The sequence below is a fragment of the Stenotrophomonas sp. YJH_SMC_37 genome, assembly GCF_059370035.1.
The window spans coordinates 423316-448972 of record NZ_JCAFTG010000003.1; the positions used below are offsets into that span (position 1 = coordinate 423316).

General features: G+C 66.6%; 24 protein-coding genes and 7 tRNA genes. 12 read left to right on the top strand and 19 right to left on the bottom strand.

What is annotated here, in order from left to right:
- Positions 1–11: 11 nt before the first annotated feature.
- A complete protein-coding gene (locus tag AC5P8J_RS06620) occupies positions 12–815 on the bottom strand; it encodes a TlpA disulfide reductase family protein (RefSeq protein WP_021204509.1) in 804 nt (267 codons plus the stop codon).
- Positions 816–895: 80 nt separating this feature from the next.
- Positions 896–1963, bottom strand: coding sequence for a GlxA family transcriptional regulator (locus AC5P8J_RS06625; protein WP_019660248.1), 1068 nt, complete (start codon positions 1961–1963; stop codon positions 896–898).
- Positions 1964–2146: 183 nt separating this feature from the next.
- Here AC5P8J_RS06625 and AC5P8J_RS06630 point away from each other — a divergent pair, with 183 nt between their 5' ends.
- From AC5P8J_RS06630 to AC5P8J_RS06660, 7 genes are all read left to right on the top strand, one after another.
- Complete coding sequence (locus tag AC5P8J_RS06630; RefSeq protein ID WP_019660249.1) at positions 2147–2560, top strand: heavy metal-responsive transcriptional regulator; 414 nt, start codon at positions 2147–2149, stop codon at positions 2558–2560.
- 89 nt (positions 2561–2649) lie between these two features.
- Positions 2650–2725: transfer RNA gene (locus AC5P8J_RS06635), tRNA-Ala, on the top strand.
- A 54-nt stretch (positions 2726–2779) separates the two neighbouring features.
- Positions 2780–2855 (top strand) — tRNA-Glu (locus tag AC5P8J_RS06640).
- Between the two features lie 184 nt (positions 2856–3039).
- Positions 3040–3115: transfer RNA gene (locus tag AC5P8J_RS06645), tRNA-Ala, on the top strand.
- Between the two features lie 48 nt (positions 3116–3163).
- Positions 3164–3239 (top strand) — tRNA-Glu (locus AC5P8J_RS06650).
- A gap of 46 nt (positions 3240–3285) precedes the next feature.
- Positions 3286–3361: transfer RNA gene (locus tag AC5P8J_RS06655), tRNA-Ala, on the top strand.
- 47 nt (positions 3362–3408) lie between these two features.
- Positions 3409–3484, top strand: a tRNA-Glu gene (locus AC5P8J_RS06660).
- Positions 3485–3624: 140 nt separating this feature from the next.
- On the opposite strand, the gene AC5P8J_RS06665 is transcribed toward AC5P8J_RS06660, so the two are convergent.
- Positions 3625–4041, bottom strand: coding sequence for a GNAT family N-acetyltransferase (locus AC5P8J_RS06665; protein ID WP_171952753.1), 417 nt, complete (start codon positions 4039–4041; stop codon positions 3625–3627).
- A gap of 77 nt (positions 4042–4118) precedes the next feature.
- Between AC5P8J_RS06665 and AC5P8J_RS06670 the strand changes: the two genes are divergently transcribed.
- Positions 4119–5075, top strand: coding sequence for an SOS response-associated peptidase family protein (locus AC5P8J_RS06670; protein ID WP_227853791.1), 957 nt, complete (start codon positions 4119–4121; stop codon positions 5073–5075).
- A 10-nt stretch (positions 5076–5085) separates the two neighbouring features.
- Here the strand turns inward: AC5P8J_RS06670 and AC5P8J_RS06675 are convergent, their stop codons facing one another.
- Positions 5086–5466 (bottom strand): response regulator, encoded by a 381-nt coding sequence (locus AC5P8J_RS06675; RefSeq protein WP_021204524.1) that lies wholly within the window; start codon positions 5464–5466, stop codon positions 5086–5088.
- 132 nt (positions 5467–5598) lie between these two features.
- On the opposite strand from AC5P8J_RS06675, the gene AC5P8J_RS06680 reads away from it, so the two are divergent.
- Positions 5599–5684: transfer RNA gene (locus AC5P8J_RS06680), tRNA-Leu, on the top strand.
- Between the two features lie 384 nt (positions 5685–6068).
- Positions 6069–7505, top strand: a complete 1437-nt coding sequence (locus AC5P8J_RS06685) for a GGDEF domain-containing protein (protein ID WP_495216717.1) — start codon at positions 6069–6071, stop codon at positions 7503–7505.
- Here the strand turns inward: AC5P8J_RS06685 and AC5P8J_RS06690 are convergent.
- A complete protein-coding gene (locus AC5P8J_RS06690) occupies positions 7502–9328 on the bottom strand; it encodes a methyl-accepting chemotaxis protein (RefSeq protein WP_495216718.1) in 1827 nt (608 codons plus the stop codon). The two genes, AC5P8J_RS06685 and AC5P8J_RS06690, sit on opposite strands and share 4 nt — an antisense overlap.
- A 576-nt stretch (positions 9329–9904) precedes the next feature.
- Between AC5P8J_RS06690 and AC5P8J_RS06695 the strand changes: the two genes are divergently transcribed.
- On the top strand, positions 9905–10993 hold the full coding sequence (locus AC5P8J_RS06695; RefSeq protein ID WP_134730753.1) for a DUF5694 domain-containing protein: 1089 nt from the start codon (positions 9905–9907) through the stop codon (positions 10991–10993).
- Positions 10994–11032: 39 nt separating this feature from the next.
- Here AC5P8J_RS06695 and AC5P8J_RS06700 read toward each other — a convergent pair whose 3' ends face one another.
- The 10 genes from AC5P8J_RS06700 to AC5P8J_RS06745 form a co-directional block, all read right to left on the bottom strand.
- Positions 11033–11263, bottom strand: coding sequence for a hypothetical protein (locus tag AC5P8J_RS06700; RefSeq protein ID WP_019660256.1), 231 nt, complete (start codon positions 11261–11263; stop codon positions 11033–11035).
- A gap of 62 nt (positions 11264–11325) precedes the next feature.
- Positions 11326–13515 (bottom strand): PAS domain S-box protein, encoded by a 2190-nt coding sequence (locus tag AC5P8J_RS06705; RefSeq protein ID WP_111099252.1) that lies wholly within the window; start codon positions 13513–13515, stop codon positions 11326–11328.
- Between the two features lie 208 nt (positions 13516–13723).
- The gene (locus AC5P8J_RS06710; RefSeq protein ID WP_494540147.1) at positions 13724–16111 is read right to left on the bottom strand and encodes a Tex family protein; all 2388 of its coding nucleotides are present in this window, start codon (positions 16109–16111) and stop codon (positions 13724–13726) included.
- Positions 16112–16318: 207 nt separating this feature from the next.
- Positions 16319–16534 (bottom strand): hypothetical protein, encoded by a 216-nt coding sequence (locus AC5P8J_RS06715; RefSeq protein WP_005410085.1) that lies wholly within the window; start codon positions 16532–16534, stop codon positions 16319–16321.
- A 750-nt stretch (positions 16535–17284) separates the two neighbouring features.
- Positions 17285–17737 (bottom strand): hypothetical protein, encoded by a 453-nt coding sequence (locus AC5P8J_RS06720; RefSeq protein ID WP_197575817.1) that lies wholly within the window; start codon positions 17735–17737, stop codon positions 17285–17287.
- Positions 17734–17937, bottom strand: coding sequence for a PspC domain-containing protein (locus tag AC5P8J_RS06725; RefSeq protein WP_021202820.1), 204 nt, complete (start codon positions 17935–17937; stop codon positions 17734–17736). Before AC5P8J_RS06725 ends, AC5P8J_RS06720 begins: the two co-directional genes overlap by 4 nt.
- Before the next feature lie 64 nt (positions 17938–18001).
- Entirely contained in the window at positions 18002–18370 is a 369-nt protein-coding gene (locus AC5P8J_RS06730; RefSeq protein ID WP_031269840.1) for a YfeK family protein, read from the bottom strand.
- A 33-nt stretch (positions 18371–18403) separates the two neighbouring features.
- Complete coding sequence (gene phaC, locus AC5P8J_RS06735) at positions 18404–19471, bottom strand: class III poly(R)-hydroxyalkanoic acid synthase subunit PhaC (RefSeq protein WP_021202818.1); 1068 nt, start codon at positions 19469–19471, stop codon at positions 18404–18406.
- Positions 19468–20532, bottom strand: coding sequence for a class III poly(R)-hydroxyalkanoic acid synthase subunit PhaE (gene phaE, locus AC5P8J_RS06740; RefSeq protein ID WP_058981418.1), 1065 nt, complete (start codon positions 20530–20532; stop codon positions 19468–19470). The genes phaC and phaE overlap by 4 nt, the downstream gene beginning before the upstream one ends.
- Positions 20533–20554: 22 nt before the next feature.
- Positions 20555–21169 (bottom strand): CDP-alcohol phosphatidyltransferase family protein, encoded by a 615-nt coding sequence (locus AC5P8J_RS06745; RefSeq protein WP_019660264.1) that lies wholly within the window; start codon positions 21167–21169, stop codon positions 20555–20557.
- Between the two features lie 350 nt (positions 21170–21519).
- On the opposite strand from AC5P8J_RS06745, the gene AC5P8J_RS06750 reads away from it, so the two are divergent.
- Positions 21520–22164 carry a class I SAM-dependent methyltransferase gene (locus AC5P8J_RS06750; protein WP_227844450.1) on the top strand — a complete coding sequence of 215 codons (645 nt, stop codon included), beginning with the start codon at positions 21520–21522 and terminating at the stop codon, positions 22162–22164.
- A 119-nt stretch (positions 22165–22283) separates the two neighbouring features.
- On the opposite strand, the gene AC5P8J_RS06755 is transcribed toward AC5P8J_RS06750, so the two are convergent.
- The 4 genes from AC5P8J_RS06755 to AC5P8J_RS06770 all read right to left on the bottom strand — a co-directional run bounded on the left by AC5P8J_RS06755 (position 22284) and on the right by AC5P8J_RS06770 (position 25566).
- Positions 22284–23651, bottom strand: coding sequence for an MATE family efflux transporter (locus AC5P8J_RS06755; protein WP_111099060.1), 1368 nt, complete (start codon positions 23649–23651; stop codon positions 22284–22286).
- 117 nt (positions 23652–23768) lie between these two features.
- Positions 23769–24383 carry a DUF2239 family protein gene (locus AC5P8J_RS06760; RefSeq protein WP_021202814.1) on the bottom strand — a complete coding sequence of 205 codons (615 nt, stop codon included), beginning with the start codon at positions 24381–24383 and terminating at the stop codon, positions 23769–23771.
- 143 nt (positions 24384–24526) lie between these two features.
- The gene (locus AC5P8J_RS06765; protein WP_005410095.1) at positions 24527–25015 is read right to left on the bottom strand and encodes an NUDIX hydrolase; all 489 of its coding nucleotides are present in this window, start codon (positions 25013–25015) and stop codon (positions 24527–24529) included.
- Positions 25016–25056: 41 nt separating this feature from the next.
- On the bottom strand, positions 25057–25566 hold the full coding sequence (locus AC5P8J_RS06770) for a DUF1249 domain-containing protein (protein ID WP_134730765.1): 510 nt from the start codon (positions 25564–25566) through the stop codon (positions 25057–25059).
- Positions 25567–25657 lie beyond the last annotated feature (91 nt).

Below are 25657 nucleotides of genomic sequence, written 5' to 3' on the forward strand. Positions count from 1 at the left end.
GCCCGCGCAGGCTACCGCAGCCGACGCAGTTTGTGTTCAAGACCGGCCGCCGTCAGTTCGCCGAGGTGCAGCTCTCGCAGGCGCCCTTCCGCGTCGAAGAACAGGGTCGAGGGATAGGCCTGCACGCCCAGCGCCGTAGAAGCCGCAGCGTCGCCGTCCAGCAATACGTTGTCCAGCATAAGGCGTTCGCGCGCAACAAAACCCTGGACCTCGTCGAGGGTTTCACCCTGATTGAGGAACACGAACTGCACCTCCGCATGCGCCTCCTGCGCGGCTGCCAATACCGGCATCTCGCGTCGGCAGGGACCACACCAGCTGGCCCAGAGGTTCAACACCAGTGGCTTGCCACGGAACTGCTGCAGATCAACCCTGCCCCCCTCCAGGTCAGCAACCTGCACTGCTGGCAGGGGCATCTGCCGCGCCTGCCATGCGGACAGCAGTTGGCTGCCACCCGCCCACAGCAGCACCCCCGCCAACGACGCGCCCAGCACGGGCATGCGTAACGCCCGCCACGGGCGTAGTCGCCACAGCCCCCATGCCAATCCCGCAACCAGGACGATCACCAGGTGATAACCGCCATCGGCAATCTGCAGAATGCCCCACGGCGCCTCGCGGTACAGCGTGAAGTTCAAGGCTACGAAGCTGATGCGGCCGCACAGCAGGCCGACCAGCAACATGTCCAGAACCATGCTGGGTGCAGAAGGCAGCGGCATGCCGTCCTTCCTGCGTGACCACAGGCGAGCCACAGCCATCGCCAGCAAAACGCACGCGAGAATCAACACCACCGGCATCGGCACCGGCCCAACGCTCGACATCAAACCACCTGTTCAATCGTCCACTGACTGCATGGTCGAAGTGTCGCGCCCCGGTTGCAAGCGCGACGATGTTGGCGCCGTCAGGCCGCGCTTCGCCCGTGTTGCATCACCGACGGCGATTGCAGCCCACGCAGGCTGCCCGCCACCGATGGCATCAACGGCCGCTCGCGGCGCTTGCTGTTGACGTGACGCCGATAGTTGGCTGGCGTCATGCCCACGATGCGTAGAAACAACCTGCGGAAAGCACTCTGGTCAGCGTAGCCGACGCCCCAGGCCACCTCGTCGATGCCTGCTCCCTGCTGCAACAGGGTCTGGGCCTTGGCGATGCGCAGCCGTTGGCAGTATTCGATCGGCCGCAGGCCGGTGGCCTTGAGGAACCGCCGCTGCAGCGTGCGCGGCTCCAGCCCGGAAACCTCGCAGATCGCGGCAAGCGTGGCGCCGCGTGCGGCCGTGGTGTGCAGCCAGCGCTGCGCCTTCAACACATCACGATCGCCATGTGCGAAGTTGGCACTGAAGCGTTCAAGATCCTGCTGGATCGTGGCGGGCACGGTGATGCCCAGTTGCTGCGCGACCGCGCTGGCCACGCCCTGCCCATGCAGCCGGTACAGCAGGCGCAGCCCCAGGAAGCGCCAGGCCTGGACCCCACCGACCGTCAGCAGGTCGCCGTCATCCACCAGTGCCCGCTCGCTCGGCACCCAGCTCGCTGCCTGCGCCAGCAGGCCTGGATGGCGCCCCAGATCGGGGCCACTGACCGTGCGTCCCGCCAGCAACCCTGCCCGTGCGAGCACGCTGACGCCATCACTGGCAGCGGCCAGCAGGCTGCCGCCGTCGTAGTGTGCGCGCAGCCAGTCCAGCAGGACCTCGTCCGCGCGCAGGCACGCGCCGGCACTGATCTGGCCGGGAACCGCAATCACGGCCGGAATGGCCGCATCAAGCATTTCCGCACCGGCAATACGATGCACACCGGTCTGGCTGGCCGGCACGATCCAGCGGGTGACCAGCACCCGCTTGAACGGCCGACGCTGCTGCTGGGCCAGGCGATTGGCAACGTGCGCCATTTCGGCCAGAACGGAGGCGGCGGACGGATCACCTCCGGGGTACTCGACCACCGCGATCTCGACGAATCCTTCGTTCCTGAATCCTTCCACAGCCCCTCCTCGCTTCGTTGCAGGCCATCGAACGGCCGGTTCAGGCGAAGGGTAGGAACTGGGCCAGCGGCGGGGCTATGAAGAAAGTTGCAAAGTGCCCTGAATGCGCGCACCCGGACCCAGCCTTGACTCTCGACCAGACTCCATCCTTCAAATTGACCGGAGCATCCGCAGGAATCCGTCATGAACATTGGACAACTGGCCCGCCAGGCGGGCGTGCCGATCGATACGGTGCGCTACTACGAACGGCAGCAGCTGCTGCCGACCGCTGCCCGCTCGGCGGGCGGTTACCGCATCTTCGGCGAGCAGGACCTGCGCCGGCTGCGATTCATCCGCCGCGCCAAGGCACTGGGCTTCAGCCTGGAAGAGATCGGCGATCTGCTCGCACTGAGCGATCACCACTCACAGGACATGGCCAGCGTGCGCGATACCGCGCAGGCACGCCTGCAGGACATCTCACAGCGAATGACGGAGCTGCAACGCATGCACACCGCACTTTCGCAGCTGGTCGACGCCTGCCCCGGCCACGGCACACTGGACCAGTGCCCAATCCTGGCGGCGCTGACCGACGACGCTGCGCAGGCGACAGCGGACTGATATCGGCGTCGCAACGCGCGTGAAGAAAAGTGCAACAAATGCTTGCCAACCCCCTGGGGCGAGGCTATTATTTCGCTCCTCAGCGACGTGGGGCCATAGCTCAGCTGGGAGAGCGCCTGCATGGCATGCAGGAGGTCAGCGGTTCGATCCCGCTTGGCTCCACCAATCTTTCGGCATTAGGCCGTCGAAAGGTCGCTAAAGAACATTGATGAGAATTGCGTCCCCATCGTCTAGAGGCCTAGGACATCACCCTTTCACGGTGGCGACCGGGGTTCGAATCCCCGTGGGGACGCCACTCATCACGAACAATGAGGACCCGGCCGATAACCGGGTCTTTTTTGTTCACCGCCTACCGGCATTCAGGTTGTGGCGTAGCGGTTCCCCTGCCCCCGTGGCCGCGGTTGAACCGAAACGAAAAAAGCTCGAAAAAAGCTTCCACAAAGGTGAACACGCAGGTATGATAGGCGGCTCGGTAACACGGGGCCATAGCTCAGCTGGGAGAGCGCCTGCATGGCATGCAGGAGGTCAGCGGTTCGATCCCGCTTGGCTCCACCACTTTCGACATTAGGCCGTCGAAGGTTCTACAACTTGAAGTTTTCGTGCGTCCCCATCGTCTAGAGGCCTAGGACATCACCCTTTCACGGTGGCGACCGGGGTTCGAATCCCCGTGGGGACGCCAGTTTCAAAACGGACTCTGCTCCCGGCAGATCATCCGGAGTTTCACTGGGGCCATAGCTCAGCTGGGAGAGCGCCTGCATGGCATGCAGGAGGTCAGCGGTTCGATCCCGCTTGGCTCCACCACTTCGACATTAGGCCGTCGAAGCATCTACAACTTGAAGTTTTCGTGCGTCCCCATCGTCTAGAGGCCTAGGACATCACCCTTTCACGGTGGCGACCGGGGTTCGAATCCCCGTGGGGACGCCAATTCTTGAAAACCCCGACCCTGGTCGGGGTTTTTCTTTGCCTGTGATTCCTGGGAAGGCCCTGTCCACGCATGGCGTGGATCTACTGCAGGGCCCGGGTAGATCCACGCCATGCGTGGATGCCCTCACCGCCACCCGCCTTCAGAACCGCCGGTACATCCCGATCGATGCAGGCGCGGTGGGAGCGAAACCAAACCGCGCGTACAAACGGTGCGCTTCGCCATCTGCCAGAAGGCTGACATATGCCGATGGCGGCAGGTTGGCCTGCATCCAACCATCCAGGCGACGCATCACCTCCTTGCCCAGGCCCTGCCCCTGCAGGCGCGGCAACACGGCGATATCGCAGACCTGCAGGTGGCAGCCGCCATCGCCGACGATGCGTCCCATCGCCACCAGCTCGTTGCCCTGGTAGGCACACACGCCATACAGGGTATTGGGCAGCGCGCGTGCCGCCGCCTCCTGGCTCTTGGCACTGAGGCCCGCCAGTACACGCAGCTGGCAATAGTCTTCAACCGTGGGCACGGCGTCGCGGAACTGGCAGGCGACGAAATCATTCATGCGCTATCTCCCTGTAGGTCGGGCTATCCTGCCTTATCCATGTCGCAGCCGCTGCGACCCACGCCTGCAGAGTTCCCATGTGCTACTCCGCCCTGATCCGCGCCGACTACGCCAAGCTGGTGCGCGAATTCGGCGCCATCCTGTCGCTGGAAGAGTTCGCCGAGCTGTACGCGCACGATCCCGGCAAGAAGCGACCGAAGACCCCGAAGGCCATGGACGACGGCTTTGCCGGCGCGCGCACCGAGCAGGGCCGCGATATCGTCGCGAAAATCCAGCAGTGGCATGCGCAGGAACGGCAGCAACTGGAAGCGGAACTGGCCCGCCAGCGCGAGCGACGCGATATCGCCAATGCCACGCTGGCGACCCGCCCCACCCAGAAAGCCCGCAACGACCTGCGCGTGGCCGGCAACCGCATCGGCCGCGCGCAAGCCCGACTGGAAGACCTGCACCGGGTGCAGCTGCTGCCACGCGACAACCGCATCTTTCCCGGCACCTATGCACCGGTCATGGTCAGCGATGGCGGCAAACGCGTGATCAAGCCGATGCGCTACCAATGCCGGCTGCCGGACAAGACGGCGCGCAACGATGTCCTGTACCCCGGCACCTACAACGCCAGGCGCGACAGCCTGGAAGGCTATTGGCGCGGTGCGTTTGGCCTGCGCCACGGCGTCGTGGTGGTGCAGGCGTTCTATGAGCACGTCCCACGCCATGCCATCGCCGGCCGGATGCTGGGTGCCGACGAGAAGGAACAGGACGTGGTGCTCGAGTTCCGCCCCGATCCGCCACGTGACCTGCTGCTGGCCTGCCTTTGGGCGGAATGGGAGGGACCGGAAGGCCGCCTGCTCTCGTTCGCCACGATCACCGACACCCCGCCACGCGATGTCGCCGCCGCAGGTCACGATCGCGGGGTGATACCGATCCGCAGGGAGCATCTGGATGCGTGGCTCAATCCCGATCCGGACAACCTGGTCGGGCAGTACCGCGTCCTCGACGACCGCGAGGACATCCGCTACGTGTACGAGGAGGCCGGCTGAAGCGCCGTTCTCACGCCGTTGCGCTGGAACGACCCACCGCACGGGCCAGCGCCCTGGTCAGATCCGCCGACAGATACGGCTTGACCAGCAGTACTCCGGCCAGCATCGACTCGGGCAGCTGCTCAGCCAGCATTCCGGTGGCGAGCACGAATGGTACGCCGCGCGCCGACAGTGCTGCCGCCACTGGCTCGCTGGTCTCATTGCGGGCCAGGCGATAGTCCAGCAGGGCCACATCCGGGGCCGAGTCTTCCAGCATGCGCAATGCTTCAGCCACGCTCGCCGCCAACCCGACCACGGTCGCGCCGGCATGCACCAGCTGCATCTGCAGCAAGGCTGCGCTCATCTCGTCGTTCTCGACCACCAGCACCCTCAGGTCCTGCAACACTGTCATCCGGCACCGCTCCTGGAGGCATTCAAGCCGGCGCAGTATAGCCACCACAGAGCCGATGCCGACAGGAAGCGCCCCGATTGGCCTTGCCTCTATGAAAGCCCTGCCGACCTCGGTTACACTCGCACGCTGCCTGCCGGTGTGGCGGAATGGTATACGCAGCTGACTCAAAATCAGCCGGGGGTAACCCCATGAAGGTTCGAGTCCTTTCACCGGCACCACTGCATCAAAGGCCAGGTCCCTGACCTGGCCTTCTGCATTTCCAGTGCCGGGCGCCGGAACTGGGATCGATGCCAACGCCCGCCCTGCCCTCGCTCCCCGAGATCCCGACCGCACGGCTGCGTCCACCTCACGCGGATGACACGACGCCCTGGTCGCGCTGCTTCTCACTGCCGGGCGTGGCCAAGCGCGGCTGCACCCTCGACCGCGTGGGGACACCCGTGCCTTCTGGATGAACGCCCGCGGCACAGGCTCCGCGCCAACACAGAGGAACGCAACTGCGACTTCCGGCAAGTATTTAAATAGACACAGCGCACACTTTTCTTGCAAGCCTCACGTGCTTCTGCCTATCGTGATCCCAGCCGGAGCTGGGGGTGGGGGAATGCATGACGTTGCGTGCGGCGCTGTTTTTTCTGGTTACGCACGCGCTCGTCATTGCCTTTATCGGCCCGCAGGACCCGGTCGGCTCCTACCTGATGCTGATCACCGCACCGCTGCTGGCTGCACTGGCCTGCGTGCGGCGTGCACGTGACAGCCACCAGGCCGCCTGCAAATGGCGGACGCTGGGCGCGGCCGTGGGCCTGTTCTCGCTGGCCCTGCTGGCCCTGCTGTACCGCAATGTGACGGGCCTGGATCCCGCGCAGACGGCCGTGTCTTCGCTGATCCTGTACGTGTTCTACCGCATCCCCCTGACCTACGTTGCCGCCAGCCCGGGAGGCGGCAACCGCTGCATCCGCGCGGTGGACCTGCTGATCATCGCGTTGCTGTGGCTGTTGTACTACGGGCACACGCGGGCGATGACGCACTTCAACACCGCCTTGTGGACGCAGTGCCTGAACACCATGAGCAGCATGCAGAACAGCCTGGTGTTCTGCTTCGCACTGATCCGTTTCCTGGCCGAGGACGATCCGGACCGCCGCGATTTTTTCCGGACGCTGACGATCTACGCGCTGGGCTACTTCCTGCTGGCCTTCTACATCAATACCTATCAGCCGCAGGTGCCCGACGGCAGTTGGGGCGACCTGCTGATCAGTGGACTGTTCGTGCTGCTGGCCACCCTGGCGGGCAGCCATCGTCGCTACCCGACAGTGGAGGTATCCCGCAGCCTGCGGCGCATCATCGATGCCGGCGTACCATTGATGCTGCCATTGCTGCTGATGCTGGTGGCGCTTCTGGTCGCGCGCCTGCAGCCGACCCTGGCCACGGTCGGCTTCATCGGCTCCCTGCTCGGCTATGCCCTGCGCAGCGTGCTGAGCCAGGTGGAGATCCAGCGCCAGCGCGACGAGCTGGAAAAACTGGCACGGCGTGATCCACTGACCGGCCTGGGCAACCGACGCAGCTTCGATGAATCGCTTGGCGCGGCCCACCGCCGCGCGCGGCGCCAAGGTCTGGGCCTGGCCGTTCTCATGATCGATATCGACCACTTCAAGCGCCTCAATGACACCTATGGCCACCCGGAAGGAGATCAGCGCCTGCAGTCGGTCGCCGCCATTCTTGATGGCTGCCTGCAACGGGGTGACGATCTGCTGGCCCGCTATGGCGGCGAGGAGTTCATCGCTGCCCTGCCCTCGCCCGATGCCGCCCACGCCATGGCCCTGGGCGAGCGGGTCCGCGCTTCGGTCGAAGCGGCTGCCCTGCCCGCCCCCGAGGCCACCGTCACCATCAGCGTCGGCGTGGCGTGGCAGGCACCGGGCGAAGAGCACGATCCGCGCGACCTGGTCGAACGCGCCGACCAGGCCCTGTATCGGGCCAAACGCGCCGGGCGCAACCGCGTATATGGCGACGCAGATACTACGGAAGACAGATGCAACCGCCGGGCCTAGACGGCGTGCAGCGCCGCCGCTCCCTGCCGCTGCCCTGCCGCGCCCTGCACGCGGAAGCTGGCCACGGTCTGCAGCAGCTGCGCCGACTGTTCTTCCATGCTGCGTGCCGCCGCCGATGCCTCCTCGACCAACGCGGCATTCTGCTGGGTGCCCTGGTCAATCAGATCGACGGCCTGGTTCATCTGCTGGATATCGTCGCTCTGCTGCTGCGCGGCCGTGCTGATTTCGCTCATCAGGTCACTGACCCGGCGCACGTTTGTCACAATCTCATCCATGGTGCGGCCCGCGCTCTCGACCTGCGCGGTACCGGCGCCGACATTGGCCACCGACGCATCGATCAGGTGCTTGATCTCCTTGGCTGCGCTGGCCGAACGCTGCGACAGCTCACGGATCTCGGTGGCAACCACGGCGAAGCCACGACCATGTTCACCGGCGCGCGCGGCCTCCACCGCTGCGTTCAGCGCAAGAATGTTGGTCTGGAAGGCGATGCCGTCGATCACCCCGATGATGTCGACGATGCGCCGCGATGAGGCATTGATCACCGCCATCGTCTCGACCACCTCATGCACCACATTGCCGCCCCGCGCGGCGACATCGGCTGCCCCACCGGCCAGCTGGCTGGCCTGGCGGGCATTGGTTGCGGTGCGCTGCACCGTCTCGGCAAGACCCTTCATCGACACCGCAGTCTCCTCCAGCGAGGCCGCCTGCTGCTCGGTGCGCTGCGACAGGTCGCTGTTGCCCTGCGCGATTTCAGTCGCACCCACGGCGATGGTGTCGGCCGCGAACTTGATCTGGCCGATGATCGCGGCCATCGCCTCGACCAGCGAATTCACGCCTTCGCACAACTCGGCAATCGGCCCGCTCTTGTCGGCGGTGGCTACGCGCTGGGTCAAGTCACCCAGCTTGGCGGCAGCCACCACCTCTCGGGTCTGCGCCACGGCGCGCTGCATGGCCTGGTTCTCGTGCACCTGCGCGGTGATGTCGGCGGCATACTTCACGACCTTGAACGGCTTTCCGTTGAGGTCCAGGATGGGGTTGTAGGAAGCCTGGATCCAGACCTCGCGCCCGTCCTTGCCCAGGCGCCGATACTGGCCCGCATCATATTCGCCGCGCCCAAGTTTCTCCCAGAACTGGCGATATTCCACGCTGCTGCGATGCCCGGGCTCGACAAACAACGAATGGTGCTGCCCGCGCACCTCGTCCAGGCTGTAGCCGGTGGCGGCGAGGAAATTGTCGTTGGCCGACAGGATGCGGCCATCCATGCTGAACTCGATCACCGCCTGCGACTTGGCGATCGCGGCCAGTTGCCCCGCCGAGTCGGCCGCCTGCAGCTTCTGCGCGGTGATGGCGGTCGCGAACTTGACCACCTTGTACGGCCGCCCCTGGCGGTCCAGCACCGGGTTGTACGAGGCCTGGATCCAGATCTCGCGCTGGCCCTTGCCGAAGCGGCGGTACTGTCCGGCGTCATATTCGCCGCGCCCCAAGCGCGCCCAGAAGTCGCGGTACTCGGCGCTGCGCGCCTGCTCGGGGTCGACGAACAGGGAATGATGCCTGCCCTGGATCTCCTCCAGCCGGTACCCCATCGCCTGCAGGAAATTGTCATTGGCCTGCAGGATGGTTCCGTCGAGCGCGAACTCGATGACGGCCTGCACGCGATGCAGCGCGGCCACCTGCGCCTCCAGCTCGGTGCGGTCGGTCATCGCCTTCGCTGTGCCGGTGCGTTGCTGCGGCGCCAGCACGCCAAGCAGCGTACGCCACGGCGACCATCGGGTATGCAGCTCGTCCGGCGCCTGCGCGCCTGCCATGAAGCCTGGAATGAGCATTGTCTGATCCTCGGTGTCCGGTAAGCGGTTGTGACCCGCCGGGCGGGATGCCCGGCGGCAACATCAGTTGCCAGGGACTACAGGTGCCCACGGCACCTCTCGAGCGACTGCCAAGAACGTCTGCTGCGGGTGCGATCGGCATCTGGGGCGGCGGAGCACACTGCGCGGACCACCCATCGAAGGCAGCCTGGGGTCCTGCGGCGGGTGACTGGAGCGGGATCCAGAGGGGATATCGGCGATGCCGTCGGCCGCTTTAGCGGCATTCCGCGACGTCCGTCGCAACTCCGTCCATTGCAGGCGGAATGCGGTGGACGATTGCCGTGTACTTCACGCCTTTTTCACGTGTCCCCGCCTTCACACCAAGGCATTGGGCCAATGAACGGCTGGACCGGATCCGTTCCGCCACCGGTTGGCGGAACGCTGTACAGCGCAGGCGCCGGGAGGCAGCCGACCACATCGCCGACAGAAGGATGCAGCTCAAGGAAAAAAGGTTTACATGACCGATGCGGGGTTCGCCCGCAGGGGAAAACGACCAGCATGAAGGTCCCGCAGGATGCTCATTTACATGGAGATCGCATGTTCCCTCGCTTTGCCAGCCTTCTTCTCCTGGCCCTATGCAGCAGCAATGCGCTGGCGACCGGCACCGCCTATCGACCGGCCTTCCACCCGGACCAGCTGAAGGGCCCCCCCGCAGGACGCCCCAACCAGGTACTGGTGCTGGGCAGCCCGCACCTGTCGAGCCTGCCGGAGGCCTTCACGCCGGCAATGCTGGAACCTCTGCTGCAGCGCCTGGAGGCCTGGCGGCCCACCGCGATCGCCGTGGAGAACGTGTCCGGCCTGCAGTGTGACTTCATGCGCCGCAATCCGGCCCGATACGCGGAGAGCGTCGCGGACTACTGCGTCGATCCGGCACCGGCGCAGGCCGCCACCGGTCTGGACGTGCCCAGCGCCAACGTGGAAATGGAACGCCTGCTTGCAGATTGGCCCAAGGCGCCAAGCGCTGCCCAGCGACGTCGCTTGGCCGCAGTCTTCCTGGCTGCGGGCGAGAGCAGCTCGGCAGTCGTCCAATGGCTGCGGCTGCCCCGGGAAGAGCGCCGTGCGGCCGACAGCCTGACTCCGGAGCTGGTGCAGTTCCTCGACACGCGCATGACCCGCCGCAACGAGGCCGTCCTGGTGGCCGGCGTGCTTGCCGCACGCCTCGGACTGGAGCGCCTGTGGTCGGTGGACGACCACACTGCGGATTCGCCCACACCGGAATCGCAGCAGAAGGCCTACGCTGCCGCCATACGCGGCGCCTGGGACAACGCCTTCGTCAAAGCACGCAGGGCGGCTGATGAACGGCTCGGAGCCAATCTTGTTCAGCCGGAAGGATTGCTCGCGATGTATCGCGCCTACAACGCACCCGAGACCGCGATGGTGGCGTTCAACAGCGACTTCGGCGCGACACTTGTCGAACCCTCACCGGAAGGCTTCGGCCGCAACTACCTGGGCTACTGGGAAACCCGTAACCTGCGCATGGTCGCCAACATGCGCGACGTGCTCGGCCAGCATCCAGGCACCCGCATGCTGACCATCGTCGGCGCGTCACACAAGGGCTATTACGAGGCTTACCTCAACCTGATGCATGACGTGCAGCTGGTCAGTTCGGATGAAGTACTGCGCTGACGCAACTGCGCATGGGGGATGCGGTAACCATCCGCCGCATCACTCCACCGCGTTCCTGCCCGCCCGCCACAGCATGATGCTGGCGGCACCGATGCAGGACAGCGTGAACACCAGCAAGGCGACCGCGCCGCCCTGCAGCACCGGCAGCAGGGCCTGCGCGTGCAGGTCGCCGCGCAGCTGTTCCGCACGCAGGCAGGCGGCCAGGGCCAGGCACCAGCCGACCATTGCCGGGGCGTAGGCACGCAGCGTCACCGGGTTGCAGACATTCATGGGACCACCTGTAGGAGGGGAAGTGCGCGGAGTATTCGCGCACGCCCTCTCACAGGTTGAGATCAGCCCTCGGTCGGATCGATGTCGCCGCCCGGCAGCTCACTCGCCTCGCCCTGTACCTGCACGTTGTTTCGGCCCATTGCCTTGGCCCGGTAGCACTGGGCATCGGCCGCCGCCACGGCCTGGTCGACGCTCATCCCGCCCGTCAAGGGTGCGATGCCGATGCTGGCGCCCACATGCAGGCGGTCCTGGTCCCACGGAATCGACAGTGACGCAAGGGTGTGCAGCAGCTCGCCGCCAATGCGCGCTGCACGACGCGGCGTGCAACCGGACAGGATCACCGCGAACTCATCGCCACCCAGCCGCGCCACCACATCCGAATCCCGCACGCCGTGGCGCAGCACGCTGGCCACCGCCCACAGCACGGCGTCACCGGCCAGATGGCCCCAGGTGTCGTTGACCGGCTTGAAGCGGTCCAGGTCGATGTACATCAGCGAGGCGGCCTGGCCGGTACGCTCCACGCGGGTGATCGCCTGCTGCAGATGCACCTCGAAGCCACGACGGTTGCTCAGCTCGGTCAGCGGATCGATCTCGGCCAGGTGGCGGGCTTCGCGCTGCCGCGCCCGCTGCTGGGTGTCGTCGCGCAGCACCCACACCGCGCCGCGCACATGGCCCTCGTCATCGCGCAGCCAGGCGCGGGTCAGATCGACCGGGATCGTGGCCGTGCCCAGGCGCAGCAGAAGGTCGGCATGCAGGTCCACCGCATTGCTTTCCGGGTCCAGCAGCACGGATACATCAAGCACCGAGCCGGGCGCGTATTCGGTGGTCAGCGCCAGTACGTCCTGCACGTTGTGCCCTGCCAGCGACAGCGCGCCATCACCGGCGAGGGTGCGGACAGCAGCGGCGTTGGCGTAATCGATACGACCGTCCAGACTGACGCTGAGCACCAGATCGGCCACGGCATCGAGGGTGATGCGGCTGCGCTGCTCGCTCTCGAACAGGCGCTGTTCGCTGCTGCGCTGGGCGCTGATGTCCTGGATCTGCGACACGAAATGCAACGGCTCGCCATGCTCGTTGCGCACCAGCGAGACCGATAGCCGCGCCCAGATCACCTTGCCGTCGCGATCGAGATAGCGTTTTTCCAGGTGATAGTGACTGCGCCGCCCGGCCAGCAGATCCTGCACCAGGGCCAGGTCGGCCTGCAGGTCATCGGGGTGGGTCAGGCGTTGGAAATCAACCTGCAGCAGTTCCTCGCGGGGGTAGCCCAGGATCCGGCACAGGGCGTCATTGACGTCCAGCCAGCGCCCCTCCAGCGACACCAGCGCCATGCCCAGCGCCGCCGACGTGAACGCACCGGCGAATTTCTCCGCCGCCAGGCGTGCTTCGGCACGTGCCTGCAGGATCTCGGTGATGTCGATGGACATGCCGACGTAGCCGATGCGCGCGCCGCCGGCACCATCCATGCGGCTGATCGACAGGCGCACCTGGCGTGGCTGGCCGTCCTTGCGCCGCAATGTCCATTGCCTTGAATAGGTCTGCGCATCGGCACGGGCGCTGAGGGCTTCAAACGCGCCCGGCAGGCGTCCGTCCGCAGCCGCCAGCGGGCGCAGCCATGCCGCCAACTCGTCCGGATCGTGGAAATCACCCAGTCGCCGCTGTCCGACCACTTCCTCCGCGCTGTATCCCAGCAGACGTTGCGCACCGGTATTGAACAGGGTAATGGTGCCTTCGGTATCGGTCGCGATCACCGCCACCTCGTCGGACGCATCGACCACGGCCTGCAGCCGCTGCCGGCTTTCGGCGGCGTCCTGCCGCGCCTGCTGCAGCTCGGTCACGTCGGCATGCGCACCGGCCATCCACAGCGGTCGTCCCTGCCCATCCCATTCGAACACGCGGCCACGGTCGTGGATCCATATCCACTGGCCGTTCTTGTGGCGCATGCGGAGCAGGCAGACATAGTTGTCGCTGCGGCCTTCAAAATGATCCTCAAGTGCCGCGTCGGACAGGACGATGTCATCGGGATGGACCAGCTTCAGGAACGTCTTCTGGCACACCGGCTCCAGCTCTTCCAGGCGATAACCGACGATCTCCGCCCAGCGCGCATTGACCCGCATCTCGCCGGTCTGCACGTTCCACTCCCAGGTGCCGGCGGCGGTGCCGTCAATGATCATCGCCAGGCGACGACGCTCTTCGGCCAGCGCCTGCAGGCGCCGCTCCAGCAACCCGTTGCCGTTGGTTCCCTGGCCGGCCATCAACCCGTACCCCGGCCCGCACAGGGAGGCAGCGGCCGCAGCGCGACGCTGCAGACCTCAACGAAGACGACGGGTCCTGCTGGCGTCATGGCCCTCCCCAGCAACAGCGGGGTGGCCGGACGCCTCCCCTCAAGCGCAAGTGTGCGCAATCACGGGGAAAATCGACAAGTCCCCCGCCACGAATCAAGCGTGACGGGGAACACGGTCCTCAACTGCGCTTGGCGCGGGCGAAGGCCTCGGCCAGGGCGTTGTTGGCCGGGGGCGCGGACGCGGCGGGACGGCCGCCATTGCCCTGGCCCCGGTTCGGCCCGCGGTTCTGGCCGCCTGCGTCGCGGCGCGGACCCTGCCCATGGCCGCGCTCATCACGCTGGCCCGGGCGGCTGGTGGCTTGGCCGGGGGTATCGTCCAGGCGCCGGGTCAGGGCGATGCGCTTGCGCGCCACGTCCACCTCCAGCACCTTCACCTTGACGATATCGCCGGCCTTGACCACGTCGCGCGGGTCCTTCACGAACGTATCGGACAGGGCCGAAATGTGGATCAGGCCATCCTGGTGCACACCGATATCGACGAAGGCACCAAAGGCCGCCACGTTGCTTACCACACCCTCGAGCACCATGCCCTCGCGCAGATCCTTGATGTCCTCGACGCCCTCGGCGAAGCGTGCCGCCTTGAACTCGGGGCGTGGGTCTCGGCCCGGCTTCTCCAGTTCCTTGAGGATGTCACGCACGGTCGGCACGCCAAAGGTGGCATCGGTGAACTGCTCGGCCTTCAGGCCGCGCAGGAAGCTGCCATCACCGATCAGCGCCTTGATCGGGCGCGCGGTGCTGGCCACAATGCGCTCGACCACCGGGTAGGCTTCGGGGTGTACCGCCGAAGCATCCAGCGGCTCATCACCGTCGGCAATGCGCAGGAAGCCCGCGCACTGTTCAAAGGTCTTCTCGCCCAGGCGCGCCACCTTCAGCAGGTCCTTGCGGCGCTTGAACGGGCCGTTCGCGTCACGGTGGCGCACGATGTTCTCGGCCACCGTGGCCGACAGGCCGGACACCCGCGACAACAGTGCAGCCGAAGCGGTGTTCACGTACACGCCCACCGCGTTCACGCAGTCCTCCACGCGGGCATCCAGCGCGCGCGCCAGACGGTACTGGTCCACATCGTGCTGGTACTGGCCGACACCGATGGCCTTGGGTTCGATCTTCACCAGTTCGGCCAGCGGGTCCTGCAGGCGGCGGGCGATCGACACCGCCCCACGTAGCGACACGTCCAGCTCCGGGAACTCCCTGGCCGCGAACTCGGACGCCGAGTACACCGACGCGCCGGCCTCGCTGACCACCACCTTCTGCAGCTTCGGGTTGCCAGCGGCCTTGATCGCTTCGCCGGCCAGCTTGTCGGTTTCACGGCTGGCGGTGCCGTTGCCGATCGCGATCAGTTCCACGTTGTGCTTGGCGCACAGCTGCTTGATCGTCTGCAGCGACTGCTCCCACTGGCGACGCGGCTCGTGCGGGTAGATGGTGTCGGTGGCCACCAGCTTGCCGGTGGCATCGACCACGGCGATCTTGCAGCCGGTGCGGATGCCCGGGTCCAGTCCGAGCACGGTCTTCGGGCCGGCGGGTGCCGCCAGCAACAGGTCCTTCAGGTTGTCGCCGAACACCGCGATGGCCTCGGCTTCGGCCTTCTCGCGGGCCTGGTTGAACAGGTCCAGCAGCAGGTGCGTGTGCAGCTTGGCGCGCCAGGTGAGCCGGCAGGCGTCCAGCAGCCAGCGGTCGGCGGCGCGGCCCTGGTCGGCGATGCCGGCCCTGCGCGCCACGCGCCCTTCGGCGTACTGGTGGCCGGCCTCGGCATCACTGCCGGGGTCCAGCTCCAGGAACAGGATCTCCTCGCGGCGCGCACGGAACAGCGCCAGCAACCGGTGCGAGGGAATCTTCGCCAACGACTCGGCGTGATCGAAGTAATCGCGGTACTTGGCGCCTTCGGTTTCCTTGCCCTCGGCCACGCGCGCGCGGATCACGCCGGTTTCGCCCAGCCAGGTGCGCAGTTCGCCGACCAGCGCGGCGTCTTCACCCCAGCGCTCCATCAGGATCGCGCGCGCACCTTCCAGCGCAACCTTGGTGTCGGCCACGCCTTTGTCAGCATTGACGAAGCTGGCCGCAAAGCTCTGCGGGTCCTGCGTCGGGTCGACCAGCAGGCCATCGGCCAGCGGCTCCAGCCCCGCCTCGCGGGCGATCTGGGCGCGGGTACGGCGCTTGGGCTTGTACGGCAGGTACAGGTCTTCCAGACGGCTCTTGGTATCGGCGGCCAGGATGTCGTTGCGCAGTTCGTCGCTGAGCTTGCCCTGTTCGCCGATGCTGGCCAGCACCGCTGCGCGACGGTCCTCCAGCTCGCGCAGGTAGGTCAGGCGCACTTCCAGGTTGCGCAGCTGGGTGTCGTCCAGGCCGCCGGTCACTTCCTTGCGGTAGCGCGCGATGAACGGAACGCTGGCGCCCTCGTCGAGCAGGCCGACGGCGGCGCGCACCTGGGCGGACTGGGCACCGATCTCGTCGGCGATGGTCTGGGCGATCTGCTGGGCGAGCGCGCTCTGGGCGTTCTTGGCGTCGTGCATTGCTTCAGGTCTGTGCCGCATTACGGGAAGACCCCATTCTGGCAACCCGCGACGGAGCCGGACAAGGCATTGACAGGGCGCAAGGTTCAGCGGCGTAGCCGGATTGGACGCCGGCATCCTGGCAAAGCGCGGGCCCGGACTGGCCCTGGGCTGGGATGCCGGCGCGGGCGCGCGATGGTTGGCGCGCCCTGCCGCGTGTTACGAAGGTCAGCGGTAGTGGCGGGCGGCGCGCTGCATGACGATCTCGTCACGCATGCCTTCCAGGGCCATCAGGCGGACCTTGCCGACACCCTGCAGTTCCATGAACCGCTCCGTGTAGAACTCCGGCCCCAGCGCGGTGTCGGCGCGGGATTTGCTGAAGCCGTAGGGCACCACGCCCTTCTCGCCATCCTTGCTACCACCGACATAAAGAACGATTGCCATGTGATGTATTCCTCCAAATTGCTACTGCGTACTGCACTCGATGAGCGATGCTGCGAGCTCATCGAGGGAGAGCTTACCGCGTCGAACCTGACTGGAACGTCACGAAGGCTAATGACGATCGGTTGCATGCAGATGACGGCGGGATCGCAGCAGAATGCTTACGGATCTTTAACTTCCGGCTAACGAATCAGTACGGGATTCCCGCCAACGGCGCAGCCCCTCGTGGCTTGGTCGCGAAGTGCGTTTCATGTGATTGGTCAGGGCGGGATGGGGTCGCGGGACACGCCGTAAACCCATCCATGGGGGCTCGATGGCGCCATCCATGGCGCCAACGGTCCCGCGACCTCATCCCGCCCTGCCCCTGACAGGTTCCGTGCGCGTCCAACCACGGAAAAGAAAAAAAAGACCAAAAGCAAAAGCGGCCTGGCCGGCTCGCTTTTTGTAGAGCCGAGCCCATGCTCGGCTGCTTTCAGGCCAGTCCGCGAAGCCGAGCGCAGGCTCGGCTCTACACGAGCAAGCGAAGCGCGCGACCCGCTTCTGCTGTTCTTTTTCTTTTCCGTGGCTTGGCGCACACGGGAACTGTCAGCGGCCGGGTGGGTGGGGCTGGCGGGGTATCTGCGGCATGGATGCCGCGGCTAAGCCCCCATGGATGGGTTCGCGGCGTCCCTGCCGGCCCCACCCACCCGGCCAGCCCCCAGGAAGCAGGCATTCCGCGACCAAGCCACGAGGGGCTGCGCCGTTGGCTGGAAACTACGGCCACCAGCCACGCCCGAACCGGGCGAAATGATCGGCCGCCCGTTCAAACGGGTTGCGCGCACTCACCCCGCCGCACAGCAGGTACACCGGCAGGTACAGCGGCCCCAGCACCATGTACTGGTACACGTGCGCACGTTCGTGATCATCCAGCCGGATCAGCGGTTCCACGCCCCACCCCGCCTGATGCGCATAGGTGCGGCAGGAAATGCCCAGGTCATGGCCGGTATGCAGGATCACGTTCCCCAGCGTGATCGCCCCGCCTGGCCCCCACGGCCAGCGGTCGAACACCAGCGCACAGTCGCGCGCGCTCCAACGCAATGACGCGCCGCCGAGCATGCCGGCCAGGCCGCCGATCAGGCCGATCAGGGAATTGGGTGACGTCCACACCGCGCCCAGTACCTGCAGCGCGCGCAGCCAGATCGGCCAGGGCTCAGGGGCAGTCTTCAATCGGCCTCGTTCGGCATCAGCAGCCACAGGATCAGGTAGACCAGGATGCCGGGGAAGGCGGCCGAGCCAATCGATATCAGCACGAACACGATCCGCACCAGCGTGGGGTTCCAGCCGAAGCGGTGGGCGATGCCGCCCATCACGCCGGCGATCATGCGATCGTTCAATGAGCGCGACAGCGTCTTGGGCGTGGTGTTCATGGCAGCGGCTCCGGGAAACGGACAAGGCAGTCGAGCATGGCTGGACTCTACACCGCCCCGATGTCTACGGCGTGCGGTGGCGCAGGGCCTGCAGGCGTGCGCCGAACCAAGCGGCTGCGGTCTGTTCAGGCTGTCCTGGACACTGGATGCGGTAGGGCTTGCCACTCATGCTGCTCTGGCTGGCAGCGCGCTCGATGAACTGCTCGGCGCTGTCCACCATGTCCTTCTTCAGCAGGTAGTCGTACTTGCGCTGCAGGTGCGCGCGCGCATCACTGCCATCGTGCCAGCTGCCATTGCGCTGGAAGCGGCATTGGGAGCCGTCCAGGCTGGCGATCAGCTGGGCGATCTCCCGCCGTGCATCCGCACTGGGTGCGGCGTGGGCAAGCGGCGCTGCCAGCAGTGCCGCAAGAATCAACAGAATCCGGTACGTCATCATCCCCCCAGGTCAGTCGAGCATGGCTCGACTCTACAGGTCACGCGCCTTCAACCAGCCATCGATCGTGGCCGGCACTTCGCGCTGCGCACGGCCGGAAACGTAGATGCCGATATGCCCACCACGGAAACTGGACTCGGTGTAGTCATCCGTACCCAGGCGCCCACGCATCGCGCGCGAAGCATCCGGTGGCACCAGATGGTCCTGTTCTGCATAGATGTTCAGCACCGGCAGCGTCACCTGCGACAGATCCACCGCTTCCTCGCCGATCCGCACCGTGCCGTTCATCAATCCGTTGCCCTGGTAGAACTGCTTGATGAAGTCGCGGAACGCCTCGCCCGCCAGATCCGGTGAATCGAAGATCCACTTCTCCATGCGCAGGAAGTCCTCCAGCGCGGCCTTGTCATCGAGGATGTCGAGCAGGCCCACGTACTTCTGCACATTGAGGCGGAACGGCTTGAGCATCAGGTAACTGGCATTCATCAGGTCGGCCGGGATGTTGCCCAGCGTATCCACCAGCAGGTCCACATCCACCTGCCGCGCCCAGTGCGAGAGCATGTTGTCGGCCGTCTGGAAATCGACCGGGGTGACCATGGTGATCAGCTTGCCCAGCTTCTGCCGGCGCAACGCGGCGTAGCAGAGTGCGAACACGCCGCCTTGGCAGATACCCAGCAGGTCGACCGGGCCACCACTGCGCGCACGCAGCGCATCGACGGCACCATCGATGTAGCGCAGCAGGTAGTCCTCCAGGGTCTGGAAGCGCTCCGAGCGATCCGGGTAGCCCCAGTCCAGCACGTACACGTCCTGGCCCAGCGCCAGCAGCTTCTGCACCAGCGAACGGTCGGCCTGCAGGTCGACCATGTACGGACGGTTGACCAGCGCGTAGACGATCAGCAGCGGCGTACGCCGGGTCGGTGACTGTTCGCCGACGAAGCGGTACAGCACCACCTTGCCGTCGCGCCAGACTTCCTCACGCGCGGTCACGCCATAGTCCACGTCTTCCACCTGCGGCAGCAGCTTCAGCCCTTCCATCAGCTTGCGCTGCATGGCCAGGGTTTCCTGCATCAGGTCATCGGCGTTGAAGCCCAGCGGCCCCTTCATCGGTCACGCGTCCGAGTGGAAGTGCGAGGTGCGGCCTTTTTCGCTGACGCCTTTTTCGCAGCCGCCTTCTTTGCCGGCGCGGCCTTCTTCGCGGCCTTACGTACGGCCGGCTTCACCTTCGCCGGCGCCGGCTGCGCCACTGGGTCCACCTCGGCAGTTCCAGCCAGCGCCGCCACCTGTGCCTGCAGGCGGCGCAGGCTGCGCTCCAGCTCGGCGATACGGCGGTGTGCGGCATCCATCTCGCTGCGGGTCGGCAGGCCGATACGTTCACTCATCTGTTCCACCTCGCGCTGCAGGCCGGCACGCAGGCGCATCTGCGCGTTGCCCAGCGAGGCGTACACCTGCTGGAACGGTTCGGACATGGCGACCTTGGCGTAGGCCTCCTCGGCCACTTCGATCCACAGGTCGAACATCGCGCGGGCGCTGGTCAGCTGGCTGCCCGGCTGTTCGTGCTCGGCCAGGCGCTGCTCGAACAACGCAAAGGCCTCGTCCAGTGCCCGCTTGATCAGGTCGACATAGGCGCGCGAATGCTGCTGGTATTCTTCCTGCGCACGCAGCAGGGCCTGCCAGCGCGCCTGGTGCTCGCGGCCGGGGCCGAATGCCGGGCTCTGCAGCCATGGGCCCGCCTGCAGCTGGAACTGCTGCAGCCATGCGGCGAATTCGGGCACGGCGGCGCCGGCGTGGGTGCTGCCACGGGCCCCTTGCAGCATCCATTGCAGCATGCCATCGCCCTGCCCCTGCACCGCCTCACGCCAGGCCTGGGCCACATCGGCACTGCTGGCGTCGCGGCCGGCAAACCGAGCGGCGACCTCCTGCATGGTGCCGTACCAGCTCCCGGCCTGTTCGCGGAACCGGCGCACGGCATCTTCCGGCGCGCCTGGGCCCTGTTCCGGCAACAGCTGGCCCCACCAGTCGAACAGGCGCTGCCAGCTGCCCGGGTCGTCGCCCGCCGGTGCGCTGGGCGTGCCCGCGTGGCGCAGGGCATCGCCCCAGGCGCCGAAGTACTGCCGGGCCAGGGTCTCGAAATCACTGCTGCCGGCGTCGTGGGCCGAGCTGGTCATCGCAGGCCTCCGCAGGGCTGGCTCATGGCTTGGGAATGCGCAGGGTCTTGCTGATCATCAGCGACCCGGACAGGGCGAACAGCAGCACCATCGGGTGCAGCTGCCACGGGCCGATCTGCCACTGGCCGAACCAGATGTTCTGGCCGATGGCATCGGTACCGGCGGCGATCGCCAGCACGATCACCAGCACCAGGCTGGTCGGGATAGGGGTGCCTTCAAAATACGTGACCTTGCCCTCGTCGCCGGTCATTGCCTCGGCGGTGACGTTGTAGCGCGCCAGGCGGCTGACGCCACAGCAGACGAAATAGCTCAGCACCAGCCAGTCCCAGCCGCCCTGCATGCCACATGCATAGGCCAGCGCCGCCGGCGCGACGCCGAACGAGATCACGTCGGACAGCGAATCCAGCTCGCGCCCCAGGGTGGAGCTGGACTTGCGCCAGCGCGCGATGCGGCCGTCGAGGGCGTCGAAGATGAAGGCCAGCGGTATCAGCGCCATGCCGAACAGCAGGTAGCCGCGCTCGCCGTCCTGCAGGAAGCGCATTGCGGCAAACACCGCACCGGTGCCGCAGAAAGCATTGGCCAAGGTGAACCAGTCGGCCAGCTGGAATTCGCGCAGCATCGAGAAGTGACGTTTCATGGGGTCTCACGGAGCATCGAGGCCCACAGGTTACCGCGAGCGCCGCTGCCGGCGACAGCGCCGGCAGGCCGCGGCCTTCACTGCTCCCTCACGCACCCTCACCGGCGGTGAATTTTTCGCCACCCATCTTGACAGCCTAGGGGGGTGGAGCCTGTCGCGGCTTATCCACAAAGTTGCCCACGCGTAATCCACACCCCCTGTGGACAACCAGATCTCACCGACTGCGACGGTGGACATTTCCTCATCACCCTGACGCGGGGTTTCCCTACTTCCCAAGCCGCAAGGTCAGCGCTATGGTCATCGGCGGACCCGCCGCCGCCACGTCCGAATCTCTTCGATGGACGACGACGATGCTGGATGCTTCCACCCTGGCCGCGCAGCTGCGGCAGCCCCATGGCGACGCCGCACTGGCGGTGGCCGACTCGATGAACCGCAGCAACAGCGCCCTGAACCTGGCCGCGATCGGGCTGCTGGCGGTGGCGGCCGGCGAACGCATCCTGGAGATCGGCCCCGGCAATGCGGCCTTCGCGCCCCAGCTGTTGCAAGCGCCGGGCAGCCAGTACCTGGGCGTTGAACTGTCCGCCGCCATGGTCGAGGCCGGCAACCGGCGGCTGGCCAGTGCCGGCCTGGGCGACCGGGCCGCGATGCGGCTTGGCGATGCCCATGCGCTGCCGGTGGACGAGGCATCCGTGGATGCCGCACTGGCGGTCAACACCCTGTACTTCTGGCCCAACCTGGCCCCGGTGCTGGACGAGCTTGCGCGCGTACTGCGCCGGGGAGGGCGGCTGTGCCTGGCGTTCGGCGATGCGGCCTTCATGCGCAGCCTGCCGTTTGCCGCCGATTTCCAGCTGCACGAACTGGACGCAGTTGAGCTGGCGATGCGCGTGTCGGGATTCAACATCTCGGCCTGGCGCAGCCATCGCGAAACTGCTGCCGGCAATGACGGGCAGACGCGGGAGAAGCATTTCCACCTGCTGCTGGCGCATCGGCGCTGATTGCCGCCGGGCATGGCCCGGCGCTACCCGACCCGCATCGGCGTGGATTTTCGCCGGATGCGATCCGACCGAGCGGTGGAGCCGGCCGCTGGTCGGCTGCCCCGGCAATGGCGCTGCGGTCAGGCCGCCGCCGGCAACCGGCTGCGCCACCTCGCGAAACACATCATCTGCAACACCAGCATCGCCACCAGTCCCAGCGGCCACGCCCACCACAGGCCGGTCAGCCCGTGCCGCGCCTGCAGCCACATCGCCAGTGGCAGCTCCAGCAGCAACACCGCTGTCATGCCCAGCAACGCCGGCAGCAGCACAGTCCCGCTGCCGCGCATCACGCCGACCAGCACCGTGGTGCCGCCCATCGCCAGCACGCCCCACACCACCGTGCGCAGCTGAAGTGCGGCCAGTTCGCGCACCTCCGGCGCCGCCAGGATCAGGCCGGTCAGCCACGGCGCCAGCGCCATCACCAGCAGCACCACGACCGTCAGCATCGCCAGGCCCAGCAGCACCCCGGTGCGGGCAATGGCGGGCAATCGTGCCGCACGTCCTGCCCCCATCGCATGCGCGGCGAGGATGGTGGCGGTGATGCCCAGCGACATGGCCGGCAGCTGCACCCAGCTCATCAACTGGTTGACCGCACCGTAGGCCGCCGTGGCGGTGTAGCCATAGCGGTTGATCCAGCCGAGCAACACGATCTCGGCAATGGCCAGGCTGAGCATCTGCAGCGAGGACGGCACGCCGATGCGCAGCATCGAACGAATGATCGCGCCATCGAAACGGATGGCCCGCAGCAGCTCATGGCCGGGTGCCAGCGGATGCCCCAGGCGATGCCAGCTCCACAGCAACCAGACCAACGCCAGCAGCGAGGCAAATGCTGCCGACACCGCGGCACTGGCCGCGCCCAGCTGCGGCAGGCCGCCCCAGCCGAGGATCAGCAGTGGCGTGCACAGCAGGCCGAGCACGGTCGCCAGCAGCAGCGCGTGCAGCGGCGTCTTTGCGTCACCCACCGCGCGGCTCACGGCCGTTGCCAGCCACAGCAGGAAGAACACCGGCGCACTCAGCAGCAGCACCCGCGCATAGACGATGGCCTCGCCGAGGACCGGCGCCGGCGTCCCCAGTGCCGCCAGCATCTGCGGCGCGAACACGCCGCCCACGCCCATCACCAGCAGCGACAACAGCAGGGCAAGCGCCACCGCACTGCCAGCCACCGCGCGCACCTGCTGCGGCCGACCCGCGCCCCAGGCGTGCCCGATCAGCACCATCGCGCCGGTCGCCAGGCCCATCACCAGGGCCAGCAGCAGGAAGAACACCGGGAAGAACGCAGCGGCCACGGCCACCGCCTGGGTACCGAGCAGATGGCCGAGGTAGATGTTGTCCAGCGTGCCTGCGGCCAGCTGCAGCGCATTGGTCAGCAGCATCGGCAGCAGCAGGGCCAGGTAGGTGCGCCACAGAGGCGGCGCGACCAGGGGCGTGGGATGTACAGGGGAGTTCATGGGGTTCTCTGGGCAAGGCGCTACCCTGCCCGGCGTTTCCACCAGCAAAGCAAGCACAAGGGACCGGGCCGTGGCCCGCGATCAGGTGGCGCCACCGCTCAACGACGGCGCGATGGATCAGCCGTCAGCGCTGTCGAACGCCAGACGCAGGGCGTGGTCGCGCACATCCCTGGGCCAGGAATGCAGCACCGCTTCCAGGCCCGCACGGTCGTGCGCGAACAGCACGCGGATGGCCTCCTCGAAGCCCGGCAGGTCGCCGGCGATGGTCTGCAGGAAGTGATAGGCGCGTTCGGCATCGCGACGCCGGCGGTCCTTGTCCGCACCGGCGCGGCTGGCCGTCTCCACCAGTTTTCGCAATGCCACCGAGGCGCCGCCCGGCTGCTCGGCCAGCCAGGCCCAATGGCGCGGCAGCAAGGTCACTTCACGGGCGACCACGCCCAGCTTGGGGCGGCCACGGCCACGCGGGGTCGCAGCGTCTTCGGCAGTGATTTCGGCATCCGCCTCGTCAGAGGGGGGAAACGCTTCGGTTACCCGCGCCAGCAGTTCCTCGTCACTGCCGCGCGTATCGAAATCGCGGGTGCGACCGGTGGCGTTGTCGAACACCAGCAATGGTCCGGCAGCGTTGTCGGCGCGCAGCCGCTTGAGCGCCAGTGCCGCCACTTCCGGGCTGCCGCAGGCAACAAGGCGATGGCCGTCGAAACAACTGAAAGGAGGGAGTCGGGACGCAGGCATGGCAATGGCATCAGAGGTGATGCGCGAATATTGCCCGGGTAATTTATGGCTGTCAATATTGCCCGGGTATTAATCGACCAAAAGAGCGTGCCAACCCAGATTGGCACTCCCCGGAATGGTTGCCACCTCCCCGATTCACCGGGTCACAGCCGGCTGTAGGACCAACTGACCATGCGCCCGTCCTTGTACGGCATAACCCCGTGGAACGGGCGCGGGTCGGCGTCGAACACCAGCGGCAGGAAGTTGCGGTCGCCCTCCCACATCGGCAGCGTGTCCAGCTTGTCCAGGTCCACCCACTCCAGCGTGCCCTCATGGTTGCCGCCGTGCGGGGTGCCTTCGAAACTGTCGATGACGAACACGAAGCCCAGCCAGTCCTCACCGTGCTTGCCGAATCCCGGCCAGCTGATGGTGCCGCGCAGGCGCATGCCGGTGCAGTCGATGCCGGCTTCCTCGGCGATCTCGCGACGCATGCCTGCCGCGACGTCTTCAGTCGGTTCGATCTTGCCACCCAGCCCGTTGTACTTGCCCAGATGATGGTCACCGGGACGGGTATTGCGATGGATCATCAGCACCTGGCGACGATCGGGCGACAGCACGTAGCCCAGGGTGGCGACGATCGGGGTGTACGGCATGGGCAGCATCCAGCGGCAGGTGAGCCGTGGATTATGGCCGATCAGCGCACCAGCGACAGGCGGCGTTCGGCGGGCGCCGCGACGCCATCGGCATCGCGGCGCAGCGTGGCCACGCCGTGGCCGCGCTCGGCCAGGTACTCCAGCCACTTGCCGAGGAAGGTGTTCATCCGCATGCGGTGGCTGATCAGCTCCGCCGGCGGCGGGTACAGCCCCATGGTGTCCTGCCAGCGGCGGCCGACGTAGCAGTGGGTGGTCTCGGCCTGGCGCGCGTCACGGTACAGGCGAACATAGGCCGATGGATCAGGCTCGCCAGTGACCGGGTCGGCCAGGTCGTAGGTCAGCCGCAGTTCCACCGTGTAGCGGTGGCACTCGATCACGTCCAGGCGAACGTCCAGGCCATCGCCGACCGAGGAGACGTAGCTGCCCGTCATCAGTCCAGCCGGTTCGAACAGGCGCACCAGATGGCGGTAGTTCTCCGCGTACAGGCCCATGAGCCAGCTCAGCCGGCTCAGGCGGGGAATGCGTTCGGTACGGGGCAAGGCTCGGGCCATGGGTCGATCCTACACGTTGGTGCTTCAACGTGGGGGCGGGATCACCCCGACCAAAGGGGCTCGGTATCGACCAACGGTCGATACCCACCGT